Here is a 17,725-nt window from a genome sequence, read left to right as displayed (position 1 = left end):
CGGGGCATATGAACGCCGCCAAAAAGAAGGCGGCGGAGCAGATGGAGAACACCGATCTGGTGATCGAAGTGGTCGACGCGCGCCTGCCCGAAGCCAGCACCAACCCGATGGTGGAGGAGCTGCGCAAGTTCCGCCAGCGGCCATGCCTGAAGATCCTCAACAAGATCGACCTGGCCGACCCGGCCGCGACGGCCGCCTGGAGCGCCTACTACAACGCCCAGGAGGGCGTGACCGCCTACGCCATGACCACCAAGAAGCCGGCCGACGTGGCGCGCATTCCGGACCTGGCAAAGCAGCTGGCGCCGCATCGCGGCGTGCCGACCAAGCCGCTGCGCATCATGATCATGGGGATTCCCAACGTCGGCAAATCGACGCTGATGAACGCGCTGCTGAAAAAGCGCGTGGCCAAGGTGGGCGACGAGCCGGCGGTGACCAAGCAGCAGCAAAAGCTCTACCTCGACAAGAACACCGTGCTGGTCGACACGCCCGGCATGCTGTGGCCGAAGATCGCCTTGCCGAGCGATGGCCTGATGCTGGCCGCCAGCCACGCCATCGGCTCGAACGCGCTGATCGAGGAGGAAGTGGCCGAGTTCCTGGCCGGCGAGCTGCTGGTGCACTATCCGGAGCTGCTGGTGGCGCGCTACGGGTTCAAGGAGATCGAGAAGTTCGACGCGATCGGCGTGGTGGAGGGCGTGGGCATCAAGCGCGGCTTCCGCCAGAAGGGCGGCGACCTGGATTACGAGAAGGCCGCGCACACCTTCCTGGGCGACTACCGCAGCGGCGTGCTGGGACGCATCTCGCTGGAGACGCCGGAGACGCGCAAGGTACGCCTGGAGCAGCACGAAGCCGAGATGGCGAAGAAAGCGGCCGAGAAAGCCGCCATCGCCGAAGAGAAAGCCCGCGCCGCCGCCAACGGCAAACGCGGCACCTAGCACGTCATTCCGGCGCAGGCCGGAATCCATAGAACGCCGACCTGCACCCCCAGACGTCATTCCAGCGCAGCCCCGAACGGAATCCACAGGCCGCCGGCCAGCACCCTCAGCATGGATTCCGGCCTGCGCCGGAATGACGGGCGGGGTTAGCCGAAGCGGAAGCTGCTGACGGCGAGGCCGCCCATGAAGGCGTTCTCGTGATACGGCATACTGGCCGCCTCATCCTCCGCCGCGCCCAGCACCACCATCAACGGCAGCAAATGCTCCTCACGCGGATGCGCCATGCGCGCGGCCGGCGCCTTTTCCCACTCCAGCAACCGCGCGCTGCGCTCCTGCGGCGGCAAGGCCATGGTCTCGCGCAGCCAGCTATCAAACGCATGCGATGCCGCCGCGCCAGCCGCGTTGAACGCGCGCAGATTATGGAAACTCAGCCCGCTGCCGACAATCAGCACGCCCTGTTCGCGCAGGGGCGCCAGCAAGCGGCCGACCTCCAGGTGCGTCCGCGGATCGAGCCCGGACTTCAGCGACAACTGCACAATCGGCACATCCGCCTGCGGATACACCGGATACATGGCGCTGAAAGTGCCATGGTCAAAACCACGCTGCGGATCGAGCAACGCCTTGTGGCCGCCGGCGTCGAGCAAAGCTTGCACCTGCGCCGCCAGTTCCGGCGAACCGGGCGCGCGGTACTGCACCTCATAGGTGTGCGGCGGGAAGCCGCCGTAATCGTAGATCATCGGCGGCTGCGCGGACGAGGAGAGCGTGAAATCGCGGCCCTCCCAGTGCGCGGTGATCACCAGCACCGCCTTGGGCGTCACGCCGATCTGGCGCGGAATATCGCGCAGCGAGGCATCCAGCTTGCCGTATAAATGGCCGACCTGGTCCATCATGAACGGCCACGGGCCGCCGCCGTGCGACAGGAAGTAAGTAGGTAGTTTCATGGCGAATTCCTTTCAGGCTTCACTATAAGCACCGATGCCCGCGCCATCAATGCGGTAAATATAGATAGATCATATCTAAAAGCTGAATGATCTTGACCGGCGTATAATGCCGGGGCCTAAATTCTGAGAGATGACACATGACCGCATTCCGTCCCTGCCTGCTGGCCGCCGCCGTATCCCTGTGCTTCGCCGCGCACGCCGAAGATGTCGGCACCGTGACCGTCACCGGCTCGCGCTTCGACGCCGACCCGGCGCTGGCTCCGATCGGCGCCACCATCATCAGCGCGGATGAGATCCGCCGCGCCGGCGCGGGCGACGTCAACGCGGCCATCCGCAAGATCGGCGGCGTGTACGGCCGCCAGTCGCTGGACGGCAGCCCCGACTTCGGCCTCGACCTGCGCGGCTTCGGCGTCAACAGCAGCCAGAATCTGGTGATCGTGCTGGACGGCGTGCGCTTGTCGGAAAGCGAACAGGCCACCGCCATCCTGTCCACCATCCCGATCGACACCGTGGAGCGCATCGAAATCACGCGCGGCGGCGCCAGCGTGTTGTACGGCGACGGCGCCACCGGTGGCGTCATCAATATCGTCACCAAACGTCCGAGCGCCAACAGCCGCCGTGGCAGCGTGTTCGTCGAGGGCGGCCAGTTCCGCGCCGGCGAGGTGCGCGTGTCCGGCGCACAGGCCTGGAACAACTTCGCGGCCGACGCCACGCTCGACACTCAGCGCAGCGACAACTACCGCGACAACAACGACTTCAAGCAAACCCATTTCAGCGGCGGCGCGCAATGGTTCGCCAACCAGTTCGACCGCATCGGCTTCCGCTACGAGGGCGCGCGCCAGGACATGCGCCTGGCCGGTTCGCTGACCGAGGCGGAATTCAACGCCAATCCGCGCCAGACCAAAACGCCGAATGACAACGGCTCGCTCGACAGTGACCGCCTGACCGTGGCCGGCCAATACCGCGTGGCAGGCCACGATCTCGCCGCCGATCTCTCGTACCGCAAGAAAACCGTGGAGTCGACCTACTTCTACGGCGGCGTGCCATCGGTCGGCACCTACGAAAGCAAGCAGCTGCAGTTCTCGCCGCGCGTGCGCAAACTGGGCGCGATCAACGGCATGGTGAATGAACTGGTGGCCGGTGTGGACTTCATCAAATGGGAGCGCACCACGGTCTCCGATTATTCCCGCGCCGACGCCAATCAGAAATCGAAGGCGCTGTACCTGCGCGACGAGCTGCGCTTCGACGCCGCGCATGAAGGGCGTGTCTCGGCCGGCGTGCGCCGCGAAATCTTCGACAAGGACTTCGCCAATCCGCTGGGCTACGCCACCACCGGCTATAACGTGGTGCAGGGTTTGAACGCGTGGGAGCTGCAGGCGAGCTACATGCCGGTGAGCGACGTCACCGTGTTCGGCAAGCTGGGACAGAGCTATCGCGTCGCCAACTCGGACGACAACGCGCTGACCCCGAGCGTCAACAAGCCGCTGGCGCCGCAGCAATCGCATGACGCGGAACTGGGCCTGAGCTACGCCACCGCCATGCGGAAGATCACGGCGCGCGTGTTCCGCCACAACCTGACCAACGAAATCTTCTACGATCCGACCGTGAACTTCGGCGTCAACACCAATCTGGACCCGACCCGCCGCCAGGGCTTCGAGCTGGACGCGGAACAGAGGATCGACGCCGCATGGGCCGTCAGCGCGCACTATCAGCACGTCCAGGCCAAGTTCCGCGAAGGCGTCAACAACGGCAAGGAGATGGTGCTGGTGCCGAACAACACGCTGACCGCGCGCCTGGCCTGGACCGGCGACGGCCAGACCGCCGACATCGGCGCGCAATGGGTGGACAAGCAGCGCTACGGCGACGACTTCAATAACACCTGTGCCGGCGAGATCCCATCCTACACCACCCTGGATGCGCGCTACGCGCGTAAATTCGGCCAGTGGGAGTGGGCCGTGTCGGGGCAGAACCTGGCGGACAAGGCATACTTCTCGCAGGCCTTCGCCTGCAAGGGCTACATCTATCCGTCGAACGGCCGCCAGCTGAAAATCTCGGCGCGCTACGACTTCTGATGCGCGGCGCGCTACCGATGCTGATGCTGATGCTTGCCTTGGCCGGCGGCGCGGCGCAAGCCGCGATCACCGTGCGGGACGACGCCGGCAACAGCGTCACACTAACCAGGCCGGCGCAGCGCGTGATCTCGACCGCGCCGCACATCACCGAGCTGCTGTTCGCGGCCGGCGGCGGCGAGCGCGTGGTCGGCGCCATGAGCTACAGCGACTACCCGGAAGCGGCCAAGCGCATCCCGGTCATCGGCAGCGACGCGCGGATCGACATGGAGCGCCTGCTGGCGCTGCGCCCGGATTTGCTGGTGGTGTGGCAGACAGGGAACACTGGCCCCCAATTGGCGCAACTGAAAAGCCTGGGCATTCCTGTGTTCTATAGCGAACCGAAAAAGCTCGACGACGTGGCCACCAGCCTGACCCGCCTCGGCCAGCTGCTGGGCACCGACGCCACCGCGCAGGCGGCCGCGCGCGACTATCGCCAGAAGATCGGCAAGCTGAGCGCCGCCTACGCCCAACGCGCGCCGGTCAAGGTGTTCTACCAGATCTGGGAAAAGCCGCTGTTCACACTCAACGGCGAGCATATCGTCAGCGACGCGCTGCGCGCTTGCGGCGGCCGCAATGTGTTCGCCGGCCTGAAGGTGACGGCGCCCTCAGTCAGCACCGAGGCCGTGTTGCAGGAAAATCCAGAAGCCATCATCGGCGGCGAGCAGCATGACGGCCAGTCCGGCGTCAACATCTGGAAGCCGTACAAAGGCCTGCTGGCGGTACAGCGCGACAACCTGTTCATGCTGGACAGCGAACTGCTGGTGCGGGCCACGCCGCGCATCGCCGACGGCCTGGCCGTGCTGTGTGAAAAACTGGAGACGGCGCGCCGCCATCGGCCTTAAGTCCGGCTTAACCCCTGGGCCCTAAGGTGAAAAAGGTGGTAATCTCCCCGCGTTTCCACTTATCTCATATGAAGGATAGATATGCGTTTCCTGAGCTTCCTGCGCCCACTGCTCGCCACCGTCGCCTTCGTGGCGGCCGCCGCTGGCGCCACCGCCGCCGACTTCAAGGATGGCCTGGATTACAACACCGTCAACGGCCCGCGCCCGGATACCGGCAAAAAGGTCGAGGTGCTAGAGTTCTTCATGTATCACTGCCCGCATTGCAACGTGCTCGATCCGGTGCTGGCCGACTGGGTGAAAAAGAACAGCGACAAGATCGTCTTCAAGCGCATGCACATGGGTGACGACGCCCAAGCCAAGGCGTTCTACACGCTGGAAGCGCTGAACGTGACCAACCTGCACGAAAAACTGTTCCACGCCATCCACGTCGAGCGCAACCGCCTGAACACCGACGCCGCGCTGCTGGACTTCGTGGTGAAGAACGGCGTGGACAAGGCAAAGTACCTGGAGGCGTTCAATTCCTTCGGTGTGCAGACCAAGCTGAAACGCGCGCAGCAAGTGGCAACTCAGTATAAACTGGATAGTGTGCCGGCACTGGTCATCGACGGCCGTTACACCACCTCGCCGGCGGTGGCGGGCCACGGCTTGACGTCGGCTGACGCGGCGCACAAGGTCATGTTCCAGGTGGTGGACAGCCTGGTGGCGAAGTCGCTGCAGGAACGCGCCGGCAAGAAGTAATCAAGGAAGGACGGGTAAGACGATGAAATTCCCACGAAACGAACGAGAGGAAGTCGAAGGCCAGGTCATGAAGATCTACAAGGAATCTTCGCCGATGCTGGAGAACTTGTTTGAATGGACTTACATCAATCATCTGGCGTGGAGCCTGGTGATTGTGTTCCTGGGCGTGATCTTCTGGCTATGCGTTGCGCTGGTGAATGCCGAGAACCAGCGCAACGCGCTGTTGACCAAGCAGTGCGTGGATCCGATTTTCAAGACGGAGCTGGACCGCAAATGCCTGCGCACCGTGCAGTCGCGTGAGCATTGGTGGCAGCACCTGACCTATGCGCTGAGTCATCTCAGCCCCGAGAAGTAATGAAGCAGGTGATGCTGGTCACCGGCAGCAGCCGGGGTATCGGCGCGGCGACGGCCTTGCTGGCGAGCCGCCGAGGTTACGCGGTCTGCATCAACTACCACAGCAACGCGGCGGCGGCCGAGCGCCTGCGCGCGCAGATCGTGGCCGAAGGCGGCGAGGCGATCGCCGTGCAGGCCGACGTCGGCGTGGAAGCGGACGTGCTGCGGCTGTTCGCTGCGGTCGACCGGCAACTGGGACCGTTGACGGCGCTGGTCAACAACGTCGGTGTGCTGGAACAGCGGGGCAAGCTGGCCGACATGTCGGCCGAGCGCCTGCAACGGGTGTTCAGCACCAATATCCTCAGCTATTTCCTGTGCAGCCGAGAAGCGGTCAAGCGCATGTCGACCGCGCGCGGCGGGCAGGGCGGCGGCATCGTCAACGTGTCGTCCGGCGCGGCGCGCCATGGCGGCGGCAATGTGTACATCGATTACGCCGCCTCCAAGGGCGCGGTGGATGTGCTGACGCTGGGCTTGTCGAAAGAGGTGGGCCCGGAAGGCATCCGCGTGAACTGCGTGCGGCCGGGGATCATCTACACCGACATCCACGCCAGCGGCGGCGACGCCGACCGCGTGAACAAGCTGGCGTCCACCGTGCCGCTGGGGCGCGGCGGCCAGCCGGAGGAAATCGCCGAAACCATCTTGTGGCTGCTCGGCGAGCAGTCCTCCTACGTCAGCGGCGCCATCATCGACGCCGCCGGCGCGCGTTAGCCCCGGCGATATTCAAGCTGGCGTTGAAGGTGCTTCAAGCGCCGGCCGCATTCCGCCGCAGGCGCGCGGCGCGGACAATGGCTTCCATTCACTCACGAAAAGGAAGCCCCTATGAAAGCACTTCTCATTGCCAGTCTGCTGGCCGCCGGCACCGCCCACGCCGATCCTGTCGTTGACGCCGCGCGCACCTACGCCGCGTTCTGGAATACCGGCGACCCCGCGCTGGCGCAAAAGGCGCTGGCGCCCAACTTCATCGACCGCACCTTGCCGCCAGGCCGCGAGCAAGGTCCGGGCGGCCCGCTGCAGGCCTCCCAAGCTTTCCGCGCCGCCGTCCCCGACCTGAAGGCCGAAGCCACCCACATCGTGCCGCACGGCGATCAAGTGTCGGTGCGCCTGCACTTCACGGGCCACTTCACCGGCCGGTTTGGCGGCACACAAGGCCAGGGCCAGGCCATCGATTTCCAGGCCTTCGACCTGTACCGGGTGGTGGACGGCCGCATCGCGGAAAACTGGCATCTTGAGGACAACCTCACGCTGCTGCGGCAAATGGGACTTATGTCAGATCCGCAAAGCGCTCCATCAAAAACGCAATAAGCTGGGCGATGCGCGGCGGCTGATAGCGGTTGCGGTGGTAGAGGAGATTGAGCGGCGCGCTGTCCGTGAAATATTCGTCCAGCACCGTCACCAGCCGCCCGCAACGAAGATCGTCCGAAATATCGAGGATCGACTTGTACGCGTAGCCCTGGCCGGCGATCGCCCATTTGCGTATCACTTCGCCGTCGTTGCTCTGTTGCGTGCGGCGCACGCGTACGGACAGGCGCTCGTCGTCGGCATCGTTGCCGCGGTAGCGCCATTCCTGCATTGGCCCGAGCGCGGTCACCAGCACCAGCGTGGGCAGGCTGGCCAGCGCCTCCGGCGTGGCCGGGCCGCCATCGCTGGCGATCAGCGACGGCGCCGCACACACCACACGCCGGCTCGGCGCCAGCACGCGCGCCACCATCTCGCTGTCCGCCAGCTGGCCGTAGCGCAGCGCGAGGTCGATGTCGTCCTGCACCATGTTGGCGGTGTTGTCGGTCAGCGTGAGCGCATACCGCACCTCGGGATGCCGCGCGCGGAACTGGTCCAGCATGGGCAACAGCACGTTGCGCCCCAAATCCGATGGCGCTGAAATCTTCACCACGCCGCGCACCGCGCCAGTGCCCGCGTGCAGGCTGGCTTCCGCCTCCGCCATCAACGCCATGGCCTGCTCGCTGAAGTGGCGATACAAACGGCCTTCCTCGGTCAGCCGCAGCTGCCGCGTGGTGCGCTCGAACAGCTTGACCTGCAAGGACGCCTCCAGGCGTTGGATGCTGGCGCTGGCCGCCGCCGGCGACAAGCCATGCTTGCGGCCAGCCGCCGAAAAGCTGCCCAGCTGCGCGGCATCGAGAAACAGCCGGATCAGATTGTTATCCATGGATGACCACCGTGCAGGTGGTGCCGGCCACCAGATCCAGATTCCTTGGCTTTTCGTCGATATGAATGCGCACCGGCACGCGCTGCGCCAGCCGCACCCAGTTGAAGGTCGGATTCACATCGGCCAGCATTTCGCGGCCCATGCTGGCGTCGCGGTCCGTGATCCCGTGCGCGATGCTTTCAATGTGACCTTGCAGTTGCGCGGCGCCACTCATCATGCGCACTTCCACCTTGTCGTTCACTTTCAGCAGCGGCAGCTTGGTCTCTTCAAAGTAGCCGACCACGTAGAACGAATCGGCGTTGATCAGCGCCAGCTTGGCCGCACCCACGGCGGCAAAGTCGCCCGCGTGCACATTCAGGTTGGTGACATAGCCGCTGACCGGCGCGCGCACCACGGTACGCTCCAGGTTCAGCGCCGCCAGATTGCGCGCCGACAGCGCCGCCTGATACTGCGCGGACGCGGTGCCGGCCGCCGCCTGCGCCATCTCCTTGCTCTCGGCCGACACCACGGCGTTGTCAAGCGCGGCGCGGCGGTTGGCTTCCTGCGCGCGGCGGCCTTTCTCCACCTGCTGCGACGCCAGCATGGCCTGCGCCTGAGCCAGCGCGTTTTCGTAGCGCGCCTTATCGACCACGAACAGCACATCGCCTTTCCGCACCAGTTGGTTGTCGTGCACCAGCACTTCGGTCACGGCGCCGGCGACGTCGGCGCTGATGTTGACCACGTCGGCCTTGACGCGGCCGTCGCGGGTCCACGCGGATTCCATGTAATGGTCCCATGCGGAGCGGCCCATCCACAGGGCCGCCGCCAGCAACAGCATGGTCAGGCAAAATCGAAAAATCTTGGATGCGCTCACAGAAGGCTCTCTCGGTAGATGAAGTTATTGGTACAGGGTGACCAGCAGGGCGCTGAAGATGCAGACGAACACGCAAAGCCGCACCAGCGCCGGGTGCCAGCTGCGGCGATAAGCGCCGACGTGGCTCAGGCCCGCATCGAGCACCAATTGCAGCAGCACGGCCGCCAGGAACACCGGCAGCACGCCGGGCAGCAGCACGCCAAAGAAATCGACTTCACGCGGCAGGGGATGGAACATGCGGTTCTCCTGAAAGCTGGTCCAGCAAGGACGTGTAGATGGAATGCAGATCGGTCAGCGCCGTGTGCAGGCGCGCGCGCCGTTCGGGATGGGCGTCGGGCAGGGCGGCGCGTATCGCGGTGCCGGCGTCCAGCACCGCTTGCAGCGCCAGCTCGCCACCCCGGCGCGACGGCGCGCGCAGATAAGCGGCCAGTTGGCGCAGCACCGCCTCCAGGCTGTCGCGGGCGCGACCCGCGTGCGAGGCCGCCAGCAGCTGGCGCAGTTCGATGACGGCGTGGCCCAGCTCCAGCAAGGTCAGGCCTTGGCGCACCACCGCGCGGGTTTCCGCGTTGGGCGCGGGACCGGCCGCCGCGTTCAATTGGCTGAGCAGGTCGCGCACGCGGTTGTCGAAGCGGCGCTTGAGCCGATGCAGGCGCGCGCCGCATGCGTGTTGCGCCTCGCGCCACAACGCGGCCGCCACGTGGCCGCGATGCCCCATGGTGTGCTCGGGCAGCACCACCTTGAACATCAGGTAGGCCACCACCACGCCCATGGTCAACGACAGTTCGCTGCCGATGAACGATTCGACGTCGTAGCGCATCAGGTTGGACGGCACCACCAGCGTGGCCGAGAACATGCCGAGGCCGACACCGACGCCACCCCAGCGCGGGCCGCTGCTCAGGTAGGCGCCGCAGGCGAACAGCGGCAGGGCGGCCAGCACCAGCGGGTAGAAGTTGTCGGCCTTGGCCACCAGCAGGAATTCGGTGACGAAGGCGGCCGGGATGGCGATCAGGAAGCCGATCAGCACCTGCCGCACCAGCGCCGTCGGGCGTGGCGAGGACGAGGCCAGCGCGCAGAAAATGGTCGCCATCAGCACGGCGTTGACGGTCGCGGGCCACGCCAGCCAGTACCACATGGCGGCTGTCGCCAGCAGCGTGACGCCGGCGCGGAAACCGCTGGCGACGATGATAGCCGGCGGCGTCCTGGGCGAGTAGGCGCCGGGATCGCTGATCTGCTGGCGCTTGCGCTGCGTCAGACCGTGGTACAGCGCGGCGAAGTCGGCGAGATTGCCGGCGAAGCGTTCCAGCAGTTCCACAGCGGTGTCGAAGTCGATCCGCGGCGCGCGTTCCAGCGCCGGGCCGGCGGCCAGCCGCGCCCGCGCGGCGGCGATATCGCTGGCAAGCTCGTGCCGCATCCGCGCCAGGCGCGCGGAGGTCAGCTCGTTGCGCAGCGCGCCGGCCATGTGCGCATACATCGGTTCCACCAGCGCCGGCACCGGGCCTTCGCCGGCCGTGCGCAGGCGGTGGCTCAGGCGGTGCAGCGTGTAGAAGGTGGTCAGCGCCGTCATGAAGGCGGCATTGAACGCATGCAGCTGGCGCGTATGCGAGCGCGAATGGCCCGCTTCAAAGAAGGCGGCGGCGCGGCCCGATTCCAGCGCGGCGATATCGGCGGCGAACTTCAAATGACTGAGCTCCGCGTCGGCCGGTGTGATGCGGTGCTCCAGCACCTGCCGGCAAAAATCGATGAAGCCCGCATAGCGCGCCTGAACCGTGCGCATCACCGCGCGCGAATGGCGGCGCGGGAAAAACACGTCATGCACCACCGCCGAGCAGATAATCCCCAGGCCCACCTCGGTCACGCGCGTGACCGCCAGCGTGAACACGTGGTCCGGCGCATCCACCGCCGGCACCGCGATCATCACCGCCGTGTAACCGGCAAGGACAAAACTGTAGGACTGCTGGTTGCGGTGCATGGCCGCGCCGCCGGTGCACAGCGCCACCCACAGCGCCAGGCCGATGAACAGCACGATCGGCGCCTGCGGGAACAAGGCCACCAGCGCCAGCGCGGCCGAACAGCCCACCAGCGTGCCGAGAAAACGGTAGAACGCCTTTTCCAGCACCATGCCGCTGCTGGGCATCGCGAGGATGATGGTGGTGGCGAGCGCGGTGTAGGGGGCGTCCAGCCCGAGGCGGAAGGCCAGCCACAGGGCCGAGAAGGAGGCCAGCATGGCCCTGGCGACAAAGATCCAGCGTTCGCCCTCGGTGCGCAGCCAGTCGGCTGTTTGGGCGTGCACCCAGTTGAGGACTCTCCGCGCCGCGCTGTGTTCCTGGGAGGGCTGGGCGGCGGGAGAGGTGTTCATATGCTGAGGTTCAGGTAAGTGATTCTAAATTATCCAGCTGCCGTTTCAGCAGCGATTCCAATAGCTTGATGTCTTCCGCGCTGTAGCCGTCATAGGCGCGCGTGGTCTTGTTCCATACTTCCGGCAGCACCTTCTCGGCCAGCGCGCGGCCGGCGTCGGTCAGCGAGATCATCACGCAGCGGCGGTCGCCGGGGCGGTTGCCGCGCGTGATCAGGCCTTGCGCTTCCAGGTCATTGCACACGCGCGTCAGGTTGGCCGGCTTTTCCATGCAGGCTTCGCCCAGCGTGGACGCGGTCGACGTCTCGTTGTCCGAACCGTACAGCACCGCCAGCACCATGTAGCTGGCATCCACCAGTTCGTATTTGCGCAGCGCGGCGTTGCTCAAATCTTTCATCCGTTTCTGGATGTGGTAAGTCATGCGCACCAGGCGCATCAACTCCTCTGGGAATTCCGGTATTCGGCCATGGATGTTTTTTAGGCGCTTTTTAGTCGCTTCAAAACTACTCATTGCCACTCCTCTAATATTTTGGAAAGGATTGATTGTACTATTTATGTATCAATGTGAATCCAGATTTATGCCTCCACCAAGCGCGGACATCAACAATGCGAAGTTATCGAGTTGTTTGCTTGCCACTTGCGCCATTTGCCGCTGTTCGTTCAACAAGGTCAGTTGCGCGTTGATGACGTTCAGCGAGTCCGTCATGCCGGCGGCGTAGGCCTGTTCCGCCAGCCGCTGCTGGCGCCGCGCCGACGCCAGCGCGCGTTGCGCCAGCAGGTCCTGCTGCCTGACCGATTCCATCCTCACCACGGCGTTGGCCACGTCCGACATGGCTTGGATCACCGTGGCGTTGTACTGCTCGACCGCGCCGTCGCGGATCGCGGTCTGGTTGCCGAGTTGACTGCGCAGTCGTCCGCCGTCAAACACCGGCAGGCTGATGGCCGGCGTGATGCCGCGCATCCGCGAGCTGGCGTCGAGAAAGTGGCCGAAGCCCAGCGACTGCATGCCCGCGAACGCGGCCAGGTTGACGTTCGGGTAGAAGTCCTTCTTCGCGCCTTCGATGCGCGCGCCGGCGGCTTCCACGCGCCAGCGCTGCGCCACGATATCGGGCCGCCGTCCGACCAGCTCCGCCGGCAGGTTGGCTGGCACCGCCGCCGGAGCGTCCGCCTGCAAGGCCAGCGTTGGCCGGGCGATCGTATCGCCGTCGCCCGGTCCCTTGCCGATCAGTGCCGCCAGCTGGTTGCGCAGCAGAGCGATGGTCTCGCCATATTGCTCATGCTCGCGCCGTGCCGCTGGCAGCGTTGTTTCGATGTTCGCCACTTCCAGCTCGCTGGCCAGGCCGGCCGCCTGGCGGCGGCGCGTGATGTCCAGGATGCGCTGGCGCTGCGCCAGGTTGTCCGCCACGCTGTCCTGCAGCGCGTAAGCCAGCGACAGCTGGATGTAGCCGCGGACGATGGAGGTTTCCAGCGTCAGGCGCGCCATTTGCGCTTCGGCGGCCGCCATGTGGACGTCGTCCAGCGCGGCGGCCAGCGCATCGCGATGGCGACCCCACAGATCCAGGTCGTAGGAACCGGATAGCGTGGCGGTGTTTTTCCTCGCGTAGTTCCCTGCGAGCGGTGCGGGGATGGTGCTGTGCGCCGGGTACAACTCGCGGTCGGCGCTGGCCGCGGCATCCACGCGCGGCAGCGTGGCGGCTTGCGCGACGCCGGCCAGCGCTTCGGCCTGGCGTACGCGCGCCTGCGTCGCGCGCAGCGAGGGATTGTCGCTCAACGCGGTGGTCACCAATTGGTTCAACTGCTCGTCGTGCAGCGCTTCCCACCAGCGTTCATGCGGCCAATCGACGTTGGCGCTGGCGGCGCTCAGGGCGCGGCCGGGATTCAGCTCGGCGGCCTTCAACTGCACGGCTTGCGGCTGAATCTTGCCCATGTCCGCACAACCGGCCAACAGGGCCGAGGCGACGAGGATCAGGGCGGGCGCGCGCTTCACTGCTTACTTGGCGACGGTGTGCTTGCGGGTCTGGGCGACGTCGAAGTCGGCTTCGGTTTCCAGCAGGGTGCCGTTTTTGCGGGCTTCCAGGAATTCCGCCTGCACTTCGGCGCGGGTTTTGCCCACCGGCTGGACCTTGACCGACGCCAGCGCACTGTTGGCCACGGTGTTCTGGGCGGCGGTGCTGGTGGCGGCGGCAGTGGTGGCGGCCGGAGTGGTCGTGGTCTGCGCGAAGGCGCTGGTCACGGTGGTGGTGGTGGCGGCGATCGCGAAAGCGACGGTGGCGGCGGCGGACAGCAGGTGTTTGGTCGTGGTGCTCATGGTGTTCTCCTTGGTTGATGGGTTAACTATAGGGATGAACATTACATTTGTAAAGTAAAAAATTCCTATGAGGCCGATAGCCTTATGTACGGTGGCACACCGACGCCGGGGGCCCCGCGATGTTTTAATGGTTCTTTGATAAGGAGGCAGTCATGGCTGACAGTACCTTGGATCCGGACAACATCCCGGCCGGCACGGACCGCACGCTCGGCACCGGTCACGACAAGCGCGCGCTGGGCCCCAGCGACACTTCCGACAGCGGCAGCGACCTGGCGGGCGAACCCGACAGCGAACTCGATAGCGATACCGATGCCGAAGGCACCGGCGAGAGCGATGTGCCGTTGAAACCGCGGCGCGAAGAGCGCCGCGACTGGTCGCGCACTAGCTAGCGGCGCTCATCACGTCCGACAGCCAGTCGACAAACACCCGCACGCGCGGCGACAACTGGCGCTGGTGCGGGTACAGCACCGATACCGGCATGGGGCGCGGCCGCCACTCGGCCAGCACCTCGCGGAAGGCGCCGCTGCGCAGCTCCTGTTCGACGTGGTAGCGCGGCATCTGCACCAGTCCCAGATCGTTGGCGCAGCAGGCGGCATAAGCCTCCGCGCTGCCCACCGAGACGCTGCCCGGCAGGTGGATGCTGCGTTGCTCGCCATCGACGATGAAATCGAACGGGAACATCTTGCCGGTGGCGGACGAGAAGAAATTCACCGCGCGGTGGCCCTGCGTGTGCAGGTCCTCGATCGTGAGCGGTACGCCGTGCCGCTCGAAATAGGCGGCGCTGGCGCAGGTCACCTGCTGCAGGCTGGCGACGCGGCGGCCCACCATGCTGGAGTCGCGCAGCTCGCCCACTCGCAGCACGCAATCGACGCCGTCGCGCACCAGGTCGACCAGGCGGTCGCCCATGCCGATCTCCAGTTCAATCTCCGGATAGCGCGCGAAGAATTCCTTCAATCGCGGCAGCACATAATGCCGGGAGAGGGTGCCCTGCAAGTCCACGCGCAGCTTGCCGCGCGGCGCCACGCCGCTGTTGCCGAAGCCCGCCTCGGTTTCCTCCACGTCGGCCAGGATGCGCACGCAGCGTTCGTAATACGCCTGGCCATCGAGCGTGGTGCTGACGTGGCGCGTGGTCCGCTGCAGCAGGCGCACGCCGAGGCGCGCCTCCAGCTGCTTGATGGTGTAGGTGGCGGTGGCGGCCGGTATCTGCAAATCCTCCGCCGCCTTGCTGAAACTTTCCAGCTCGACGATGCGGGTGAAAATGCGCATGGCGTTGAAGCGGTCCATTATCGGTGCGACGAGGATCCGGCCCAAAGATTGATGGCGCCTTCCTGCGCTTGCGCGTCGATCTGCGCCAGTTCCTCGGCGCTGAAGCTGAGGTTCTTCAGGGCCGCCACGTTCTCGCGGATCTGCGCGGCGTTGCTGGCGCCGATCAGCGTGGAGGTGACGCGCGGATCGCGCAGCACCCAGGCCAGCGCCATCTGCGCCAGCGTCTGGCCGCGGCGCTTGGCGATTTCATTCAGGCCGCGCACGCGCTCCAGATTGGCCTCGCTCAGGTGCGACGGCAGCAGCGAGCCGCCGCCCGGGCGGTTGACGCGCGCATCGGCCGGCACGCCGTTCAGATATTTGTCGCTCAGGATGCCCTGCGCCAGCGCGGTGAAGGTGATGCAGCCGATGCCCTCCCGGCCCAGCGTGTCGAGCAGGCCTTCGGTTTCGATCCAGCGGTTCAGTATATTGTAGGAAGGCTGGTGGATCAGGCACGGCACCTTCCACTCCCTCAGCAGGCGCGCGGCTTCGGCGGTCTTCTCGGCCGAGTAGGACGACACGCCCACGTACAGCGCCTTGCCCTGCTGGACCGCGTGCGCCAGCGCGCCCATGGTTTCCTCCAGCGGCGTGTCGGGATCGAAGCGGTGCGAGTAGAAGATATCGACGTAGTCGAGCCCCATGCGCCGCAGCGACTGATCGAGGCTGGCCAGCACGTACTTGCGCGAGCCACCGCCCTGGCCGTAGGGGCCGGGCCACATGTCCCAGCCGGCCTTGGTGGAGATGATCAGCTCATCGCGGTAAGGCTTGAAATCCTGCTTGAAGTGGTGGCCGAAATTGGTTTCGGCGGAACCGTAGGGCGGGCCGTAGTTGTTGGCGAGGTCGAAGTGGGTGATGCCTAGATCGAACGCGGTGCGCAGCATCTCGCGCTGCGCCGCGAGGGTATTGGTATCGCCGAAGTTATGCCACAAGCCGAGCGACATGGCCGGCAGCTTCAAGCCGCTGCGGCCGCAGGTGCGGTACTGCATCTCATCATAGCGGTGCGGGGACGCGAGGTAGGTCATGAGTGAATCTCCGAGATGATAAAAAAGCCCGCAGGCGCGGGGCGCTGCGGGCTTCTCGCTTACGCTGCCGGGTTCGCTCAGGCGAAGTTGGCGGCAGCGAAGTCCCAGTTGGCGAGCTTGAAGAAGGTCTCGATGAACTTCGGACGGGCGTTGCGGTAGTCGATGTAGTAGGCGTGTTCCCACAGGTCGATGGTGATCAGCGCCTTGGCGTCGGTGGTCAGCGGGGTGGCGGCGTTGGAGGTGTTGACGATGTCCAGCGAACCGTCGGCCTTCTTCACCAGCCAGGTCCAGCTCGAACCGAAGTTGCCCACGGCCGACTTGGTGAACTCATCCTTGAACTTGTCGAACGAGCCCCACTTGGCGTTGATGGCGTCGGCCAGCGCGCCGCTTGGTGCGCCCTTGCCGTTCGGGGTCAGGCTGTTCCAGAAGAAGGTGTGGTTCCAGATCTGCGCCGAGTTGTTGAAGATGCCGCCCGACGATTTCTTGATGATCTCTTCCAGCGACAGGTTCTCGAACTCGGTGCCGTTGATCAGGTTGTTCAGATTGGTGACATACGTCTGGTGGTGCTTACCGTAGTGGTATTCCAGCGTTTCTTGCGAAATGTGCGGCGCCAGGGCGTCGATGGCATAGGGCAGAGGTGGCAGGGTATGTTCCATTGTTCTTCCTTTGTGTAGGTGTTAAAAATGTCGAAACGCCCACCATTGTAAAACGGATGGGCGTGGATCGCTGAAAAGGCCCGCTTTTTCGTGTGGATACTATAGGCGTCAACGGACCCGGCGGGTGGTTTCGCGCACGATCAGCTCCAGCGGCGGCACCTCGCCGCGCGCCTCCTCGCCGTTGATGATGCGCAGCAAGGCCTGGGTGGCGATGCGGCCGATGTCGTACAGCGGCTGGCGGATGGTGGTCAGGGGCGGCGTCGTGTAAGACGAGCCCGGCAGATCGTCGAAGCCGACCAGCGAGATGTCGTCCGGCACCCGGATGCCCTTGCGGTACAGGGCCAGCCGCGCGCCATAGGCGCTCAGGTCGTTGGCCGCGAACACGGCGGTGAAGATCTGGTGCGTGTCGAACAGCCGGTTCATGGCCAGCATGCCGCTGGCCTCGTGATAATTGCCCTCGACGATCAGGTTGTCGTCCAGCGCGATGCCGGCCTCGTGCAGCGCGCGCTTGTAGCCGGCCAGGCGCTCGTCGGCGTCGCTGTTGTTGGATGGCCCGGAAATGAAGGCGATCTGGCGGTGGCCCAGCTCGATCAGGTGGTGCACCGCCAGGTAGGCGCCGTACTCATTGTCCATCTTGAAGCCCAGCGCGCTGCGGGTCTGCAGCGCGCGGCCGGTCGAGACGATGGGGCGCTGGGCCGAGAACTTCAGCACCGTGTCGTCGGCCATGCGGCCCGACAGCAGGATGATGCCGTCCACCTTGCGCGCCAGCAGCAGGCGGATGCGGTCGGCCTCCTCCTCGGCGTTCCAGTGGCCGCTGACGATCACCGAGGCGAAGCCGGTGCCCTTCAGGCCGTCGTCGACGCCGCGCAGGGTTTCGTCGAAGAAAGGGGAGGAGATATCCTGCACCACGATGCCGATGGTCATCGAGCGGCCCTTTTTCAGGCCCTGCGCCATCTGGTTGGGCGCGAAATTCATCTGCTCGATGGCTGCCAGCACGGCCTGGCGCTTGTCGTCCGAGACCCTGGCGGTGCCGTTCAGGATGCGTGAAACCGTACTCGGTGACACTCCAGCCTGGCGGGCGACATCCATCAGGGTCGACGGGCCGGAGGAGTA

General features: G+C 65.4%; 20 protein-coding genes. 8 read left to right on the top strand and 12 right to left on the bottom strand.

Annotated elements, in window-relative coordinates; translation table 11 throughout:
• Positions 1 to 8: 8 nt before the first annotated feature.
• Positions 9 to 932, top strand: coding sequence for a ribosome biogenesis GTPase YlqF (gene ylqF / locus FHW83_RS23025; protein ID WP_229224324.1), 924 nt, complete (start codon positions 9 to 11; stop codon positions 930 to 932).
• A gap of 146 nt (positions 933 to 1,078) precedes the next feature.
• On the opposite strand, the gene FHW83_RS23020 is transcribed toward ylqF, so the two are convergent.
• The gene (locus FHW83_RS23020) at positions 1,079 to 1,873 is read right to left on the bottom strand and encodes a class III extradiol ring-cleavage dioxygenase (RefSeq protein ID WP_176648687.1); all 795 of its coding nucleotides are present in this window, start codon (positions 1,871 to 1,873) and stop codon (positions 1,079 to 1,081) included.
• A 137-nt stretch (positions 1,874 to 2,010) separates the two neighbouring features.
• Between FHW83_RS23020 and FHW83_RS23015 the strand changes: the two genes are divergently transcribed.
• The 6 genes from FHW83_RS23015 to FHW83_RS22990 all read left to right on the top strand — a co-directional run bounded on the left by FHW83_RS23015 (position 2,011) and on the right by FHW83_RS22990 (position 7,259).
• Positions 2,011 to 3,945 (top strand): TonB-dependent receptor, encoded by a 1,935-nt coding sequence (locus FHW83_RS23015; RefSeq protein WP_176648686.1) that lies wholly within the window; start codon positions 2,011 to 2,013, stop codon positions 3,943 to 3,945.
• On the top strand, positions 3,945 to 4,826 hold the full coding sequence (locus FHW83_RS23010; protein ID WP_176648685.1) for a cobalamin-binding protein: 882 nt from the start codon (positions 3,945 to 3,947) through the stop codon (positions 4,824 to 4,826). Before FHW83_RS23015 ends, FHW83_RS23010 begins: the two co-directional genes overlap by 1 nt.
• 81 nt (positions 4,827 to 4,907) lie before the next feature.
• Positions 4,908 to 5,564: a thiol:disulfide interchange protein DsbA/DsbL gene (locus tag FHW83_RS23005; protein ID WP_176648684.1), complete on the top strand. Its 657-nt coding sequence runs from the start codon at positions 4,908 to 4,910 to the stop codon at positions 5,562 to 5,564.
• 22 nt (positions 5,565 to 5,586) lie between these two features.
• The gene (locus FHW83_RS23000; protein ID WP_176648683.1) at positions 5,587 to 5,919 is read left to right on the top strand and encodes a hypothetical protein; all 333 of its coding nucleotides are present in this window, start codon (positions 5,587 to 5,589) and stop codon (positions 5,917 to 5,919) included.
• On the top strand, positions 5,919 to 6,665 hold the full coding sequence (locus tag FHW83_RS22995; protein WP_176648682.1) for an SDR family oxidoreductase: 747 nt from the start codon (positions 5,919 to 5,921) through the stop codon (positions 6,663 to 6,665). Before FHW83_RS23000 ends, FHW83_RS22995 begins: the two co-directional genes overlap by 1 nt.
• 111 nt (positions 6,666 to 6,776) lie before the next feature.
• Positions 6,777 to 7,259: an ester cyclase gene (locus FHW83_RS22990; protein ID WP_176648681.1), complete on the top strand. Its 483-nt coding sequence runs from the start codon at positions 6,777 to 6,779 to the stop codon at positions 7,257 to 7,259.
• Here the strand turns inward: FHW83_RS22990 and FHW83_RS22985 are convergent.
• The 7 genes from FHW83_RS22985 to FHW83_RS22955 are packed head-to-tail and all read right to left on the bottom strand — an operon-like array spanning position 7,219 to position 13,632.
• Positions 7,219 to 8,118: a LysR family transcriptional regulator gene (locus tag FHW83_RS22985; protein WP_176648680.1), complete on the bottom strand. Its 900-nt coding sequence runs from the start codon at positions 8,116 to 8,118 to the stop codon at positions 7,219 to 7,221. The two genes, FHW83_RS22990 and FHW83_RS22985, sit on opposite strands and share 41 nt — an antisense overlap.
• Positions 8,111 to 8,971 carry an efflux RND transporter periplasmic adaptor subunit gene (locus FHW83_RS22980; RefSeq protein ID WP_373997255.1) on the bottom strand — a complete coding sequence of 287 codons (861 nt, stop codon included), beginning with the start codon at positions 8,969 to 8,971 and terminating at the stop codon, positions 8,111 to 8,113. Before FHW83_RS22980 ends, FHW83_RS22985 begins: the two co-directional genes overlap by 8 nt.
• A gap of 24 nt (positions 8,972 to 8,995) precedes the next feature.
• Positions 8,996 to 9,208 carry a DUF1656 domain-containing protein gene (locus FHW83_RS22975; RefSeq protein WP_308936765.1) on the bottom strand — a complete coding sequence of 71 codons (213 nt, stop codon included), beginning with the start codon at positions 9,206 to 9,208 and terminating at the stop codon, positions 8,996 to 8,998.
• Positions 9,186 to 11,327 carry an FUSC family protein gene (locus FHW83_RS22970; protein ID WP_176648679.1) on the bottom strand — a complete coding sequence of 714 codons (2,142 nt, stop codon included), beginning with the start codon at positions 11,325 to 11,327 and terminating at the stop codon, positions 9,186 to 9,188. Before FHW83_RS22970 ends, FHW83_RS22975 begins: the two co-directional genes overlap by 23 nt.
• A gap of 10 nt (positions 11,328 to 11,337) precedes the next feature.
• Positions 11,338 to 11,835, bottom strand: coding sequence for a MarR family winged helix-turn-helix transcriptional regulator (locus FHW83_RS22965; RefSeq protein WP_176648678.1), 498 nt, complete (start codon positions 11,833 to 11,835; stop codon positions 11,338 to 11,340).
• A 48-nt stretch (positions 11,836 to 11,883) separates the two neighbouring features.
• Positions 11,884 to 13,311, bottom strand: coding sequence for an efflux transporter outer membrane subunit (locus tag FHW83_RS22960; RefSeq protein ID WP_373997254.1), 1,428 nt, complete (start codon positions 13,309 to 13,311; stop codon positions 11,884 to 11,886).
• 3 nt (positions 13,312 to 13,314) lie between these two features.
• Complete coding sequence (locus tag FHW83_RS22955; RefSeq protein WP_176648677.1) at positions 13,315 to 13,632, bottom strand: DUF4148 domain-containing protein; 318 nt, start codon at positions 13,630 to 13,632, stop codon at positions 13,315 to 13,317.
• Between the two features lie 152 nt (positions 13,633 to 13,784).
• On the opposite strand from FHW83_RS22955, the gene FHW83_RS22950 reads away from it, so the two are divergent.
• On the top strand, positions 13,785 to 14,021 hold the full coding sequence (locus FHW83_RS22950; protein ID WP_176648676.1) for a hypothetical protein: 237 nt from the start codon (positions 13,785 to 13,787) through the stop codon (positions 14,019 to 14,021).
• Here the strand turns inward: FHW83_RS22950 and FHW83_RS22945 are convergent.
• The 4 genes from FHW83_RS22945 to FHW83_RS22930 all read right to left on the bottom strand — a co-directional run bounded on the left by FHW83_RS22945 (position 14,014) and on the right by FHW83_RS22930 (position 17,701).
• Positions 14,014 to 14,916 carry a LysR family transcriptional regulator gene (locus FHW83_RS22945; protein ID WP_176648675.1) on the bottom strand — a complete coding sequence of 301 codons (903 nt, stop codon included), beginning with the start codon at positions 14,914 to 14,916 and terminating at the stop codon, positions 14,014 to 14,016. The two genes, FHW83_RS22950 and FHW83_RS22945, sit on opposite strands and share 8 nt — an antisense overlap.
• Complete coding sequence (gene mgrA / locus FHW83_RS22940; RefSeq protein ID WP_176648674.1) at positions 14,916 to 15,956, bottom strand: L-glyceraldehyde 3-phosphate reductase; 1,041 nt, start codon at positions 15,954 to 15,956, stop codon at positions 14,916 to 14,918. Before mgrA ends, FHW83_RS22945 begins: the two co-directional genes overlap by 1 nt.
• Before the next feature lie 77 nt (positions 15,957 to 16,033).
• A complete protein-coding gene (sodB, locus tag FHW83_RS22935; protein ID WP_176648673.1) occupies positions 16,034 to 16,612 on the bottom strand; it encodes a superoxide dismutase [Fe] in 579 nt (192 codons plus the stop codon).
• A 108-nt stretch (positions 16,613 to 16,720) separates the two neighbouring features.
• Positions 16,721 to 17,701: a LacI family DNA-binding transcriptional regulator gene (locus tag FHW83_RS22930; protein ID WP_176648749.1), complete on the bottom strand. Its 981-nt coding sequence runs from the start codon at positions 17,699 to 17,701 to the stop codon at positions 16,721 to 16,723.
• Positions 17,702 to 17,725 lie beyond the last annotated feature (24 nt).

Source organism: Duganella sp. SG902, assembly GCF_013376005.1.
Taxonomy (GTDB): Bacteria; Pseudomonadota; Gammaproteobacteria; order Burkholderiales; family Burkholderiaceae_D; genus Rugamonas.
This window is presented reverse-complemented; position numbering and strand designations above follow the sequence as displayed.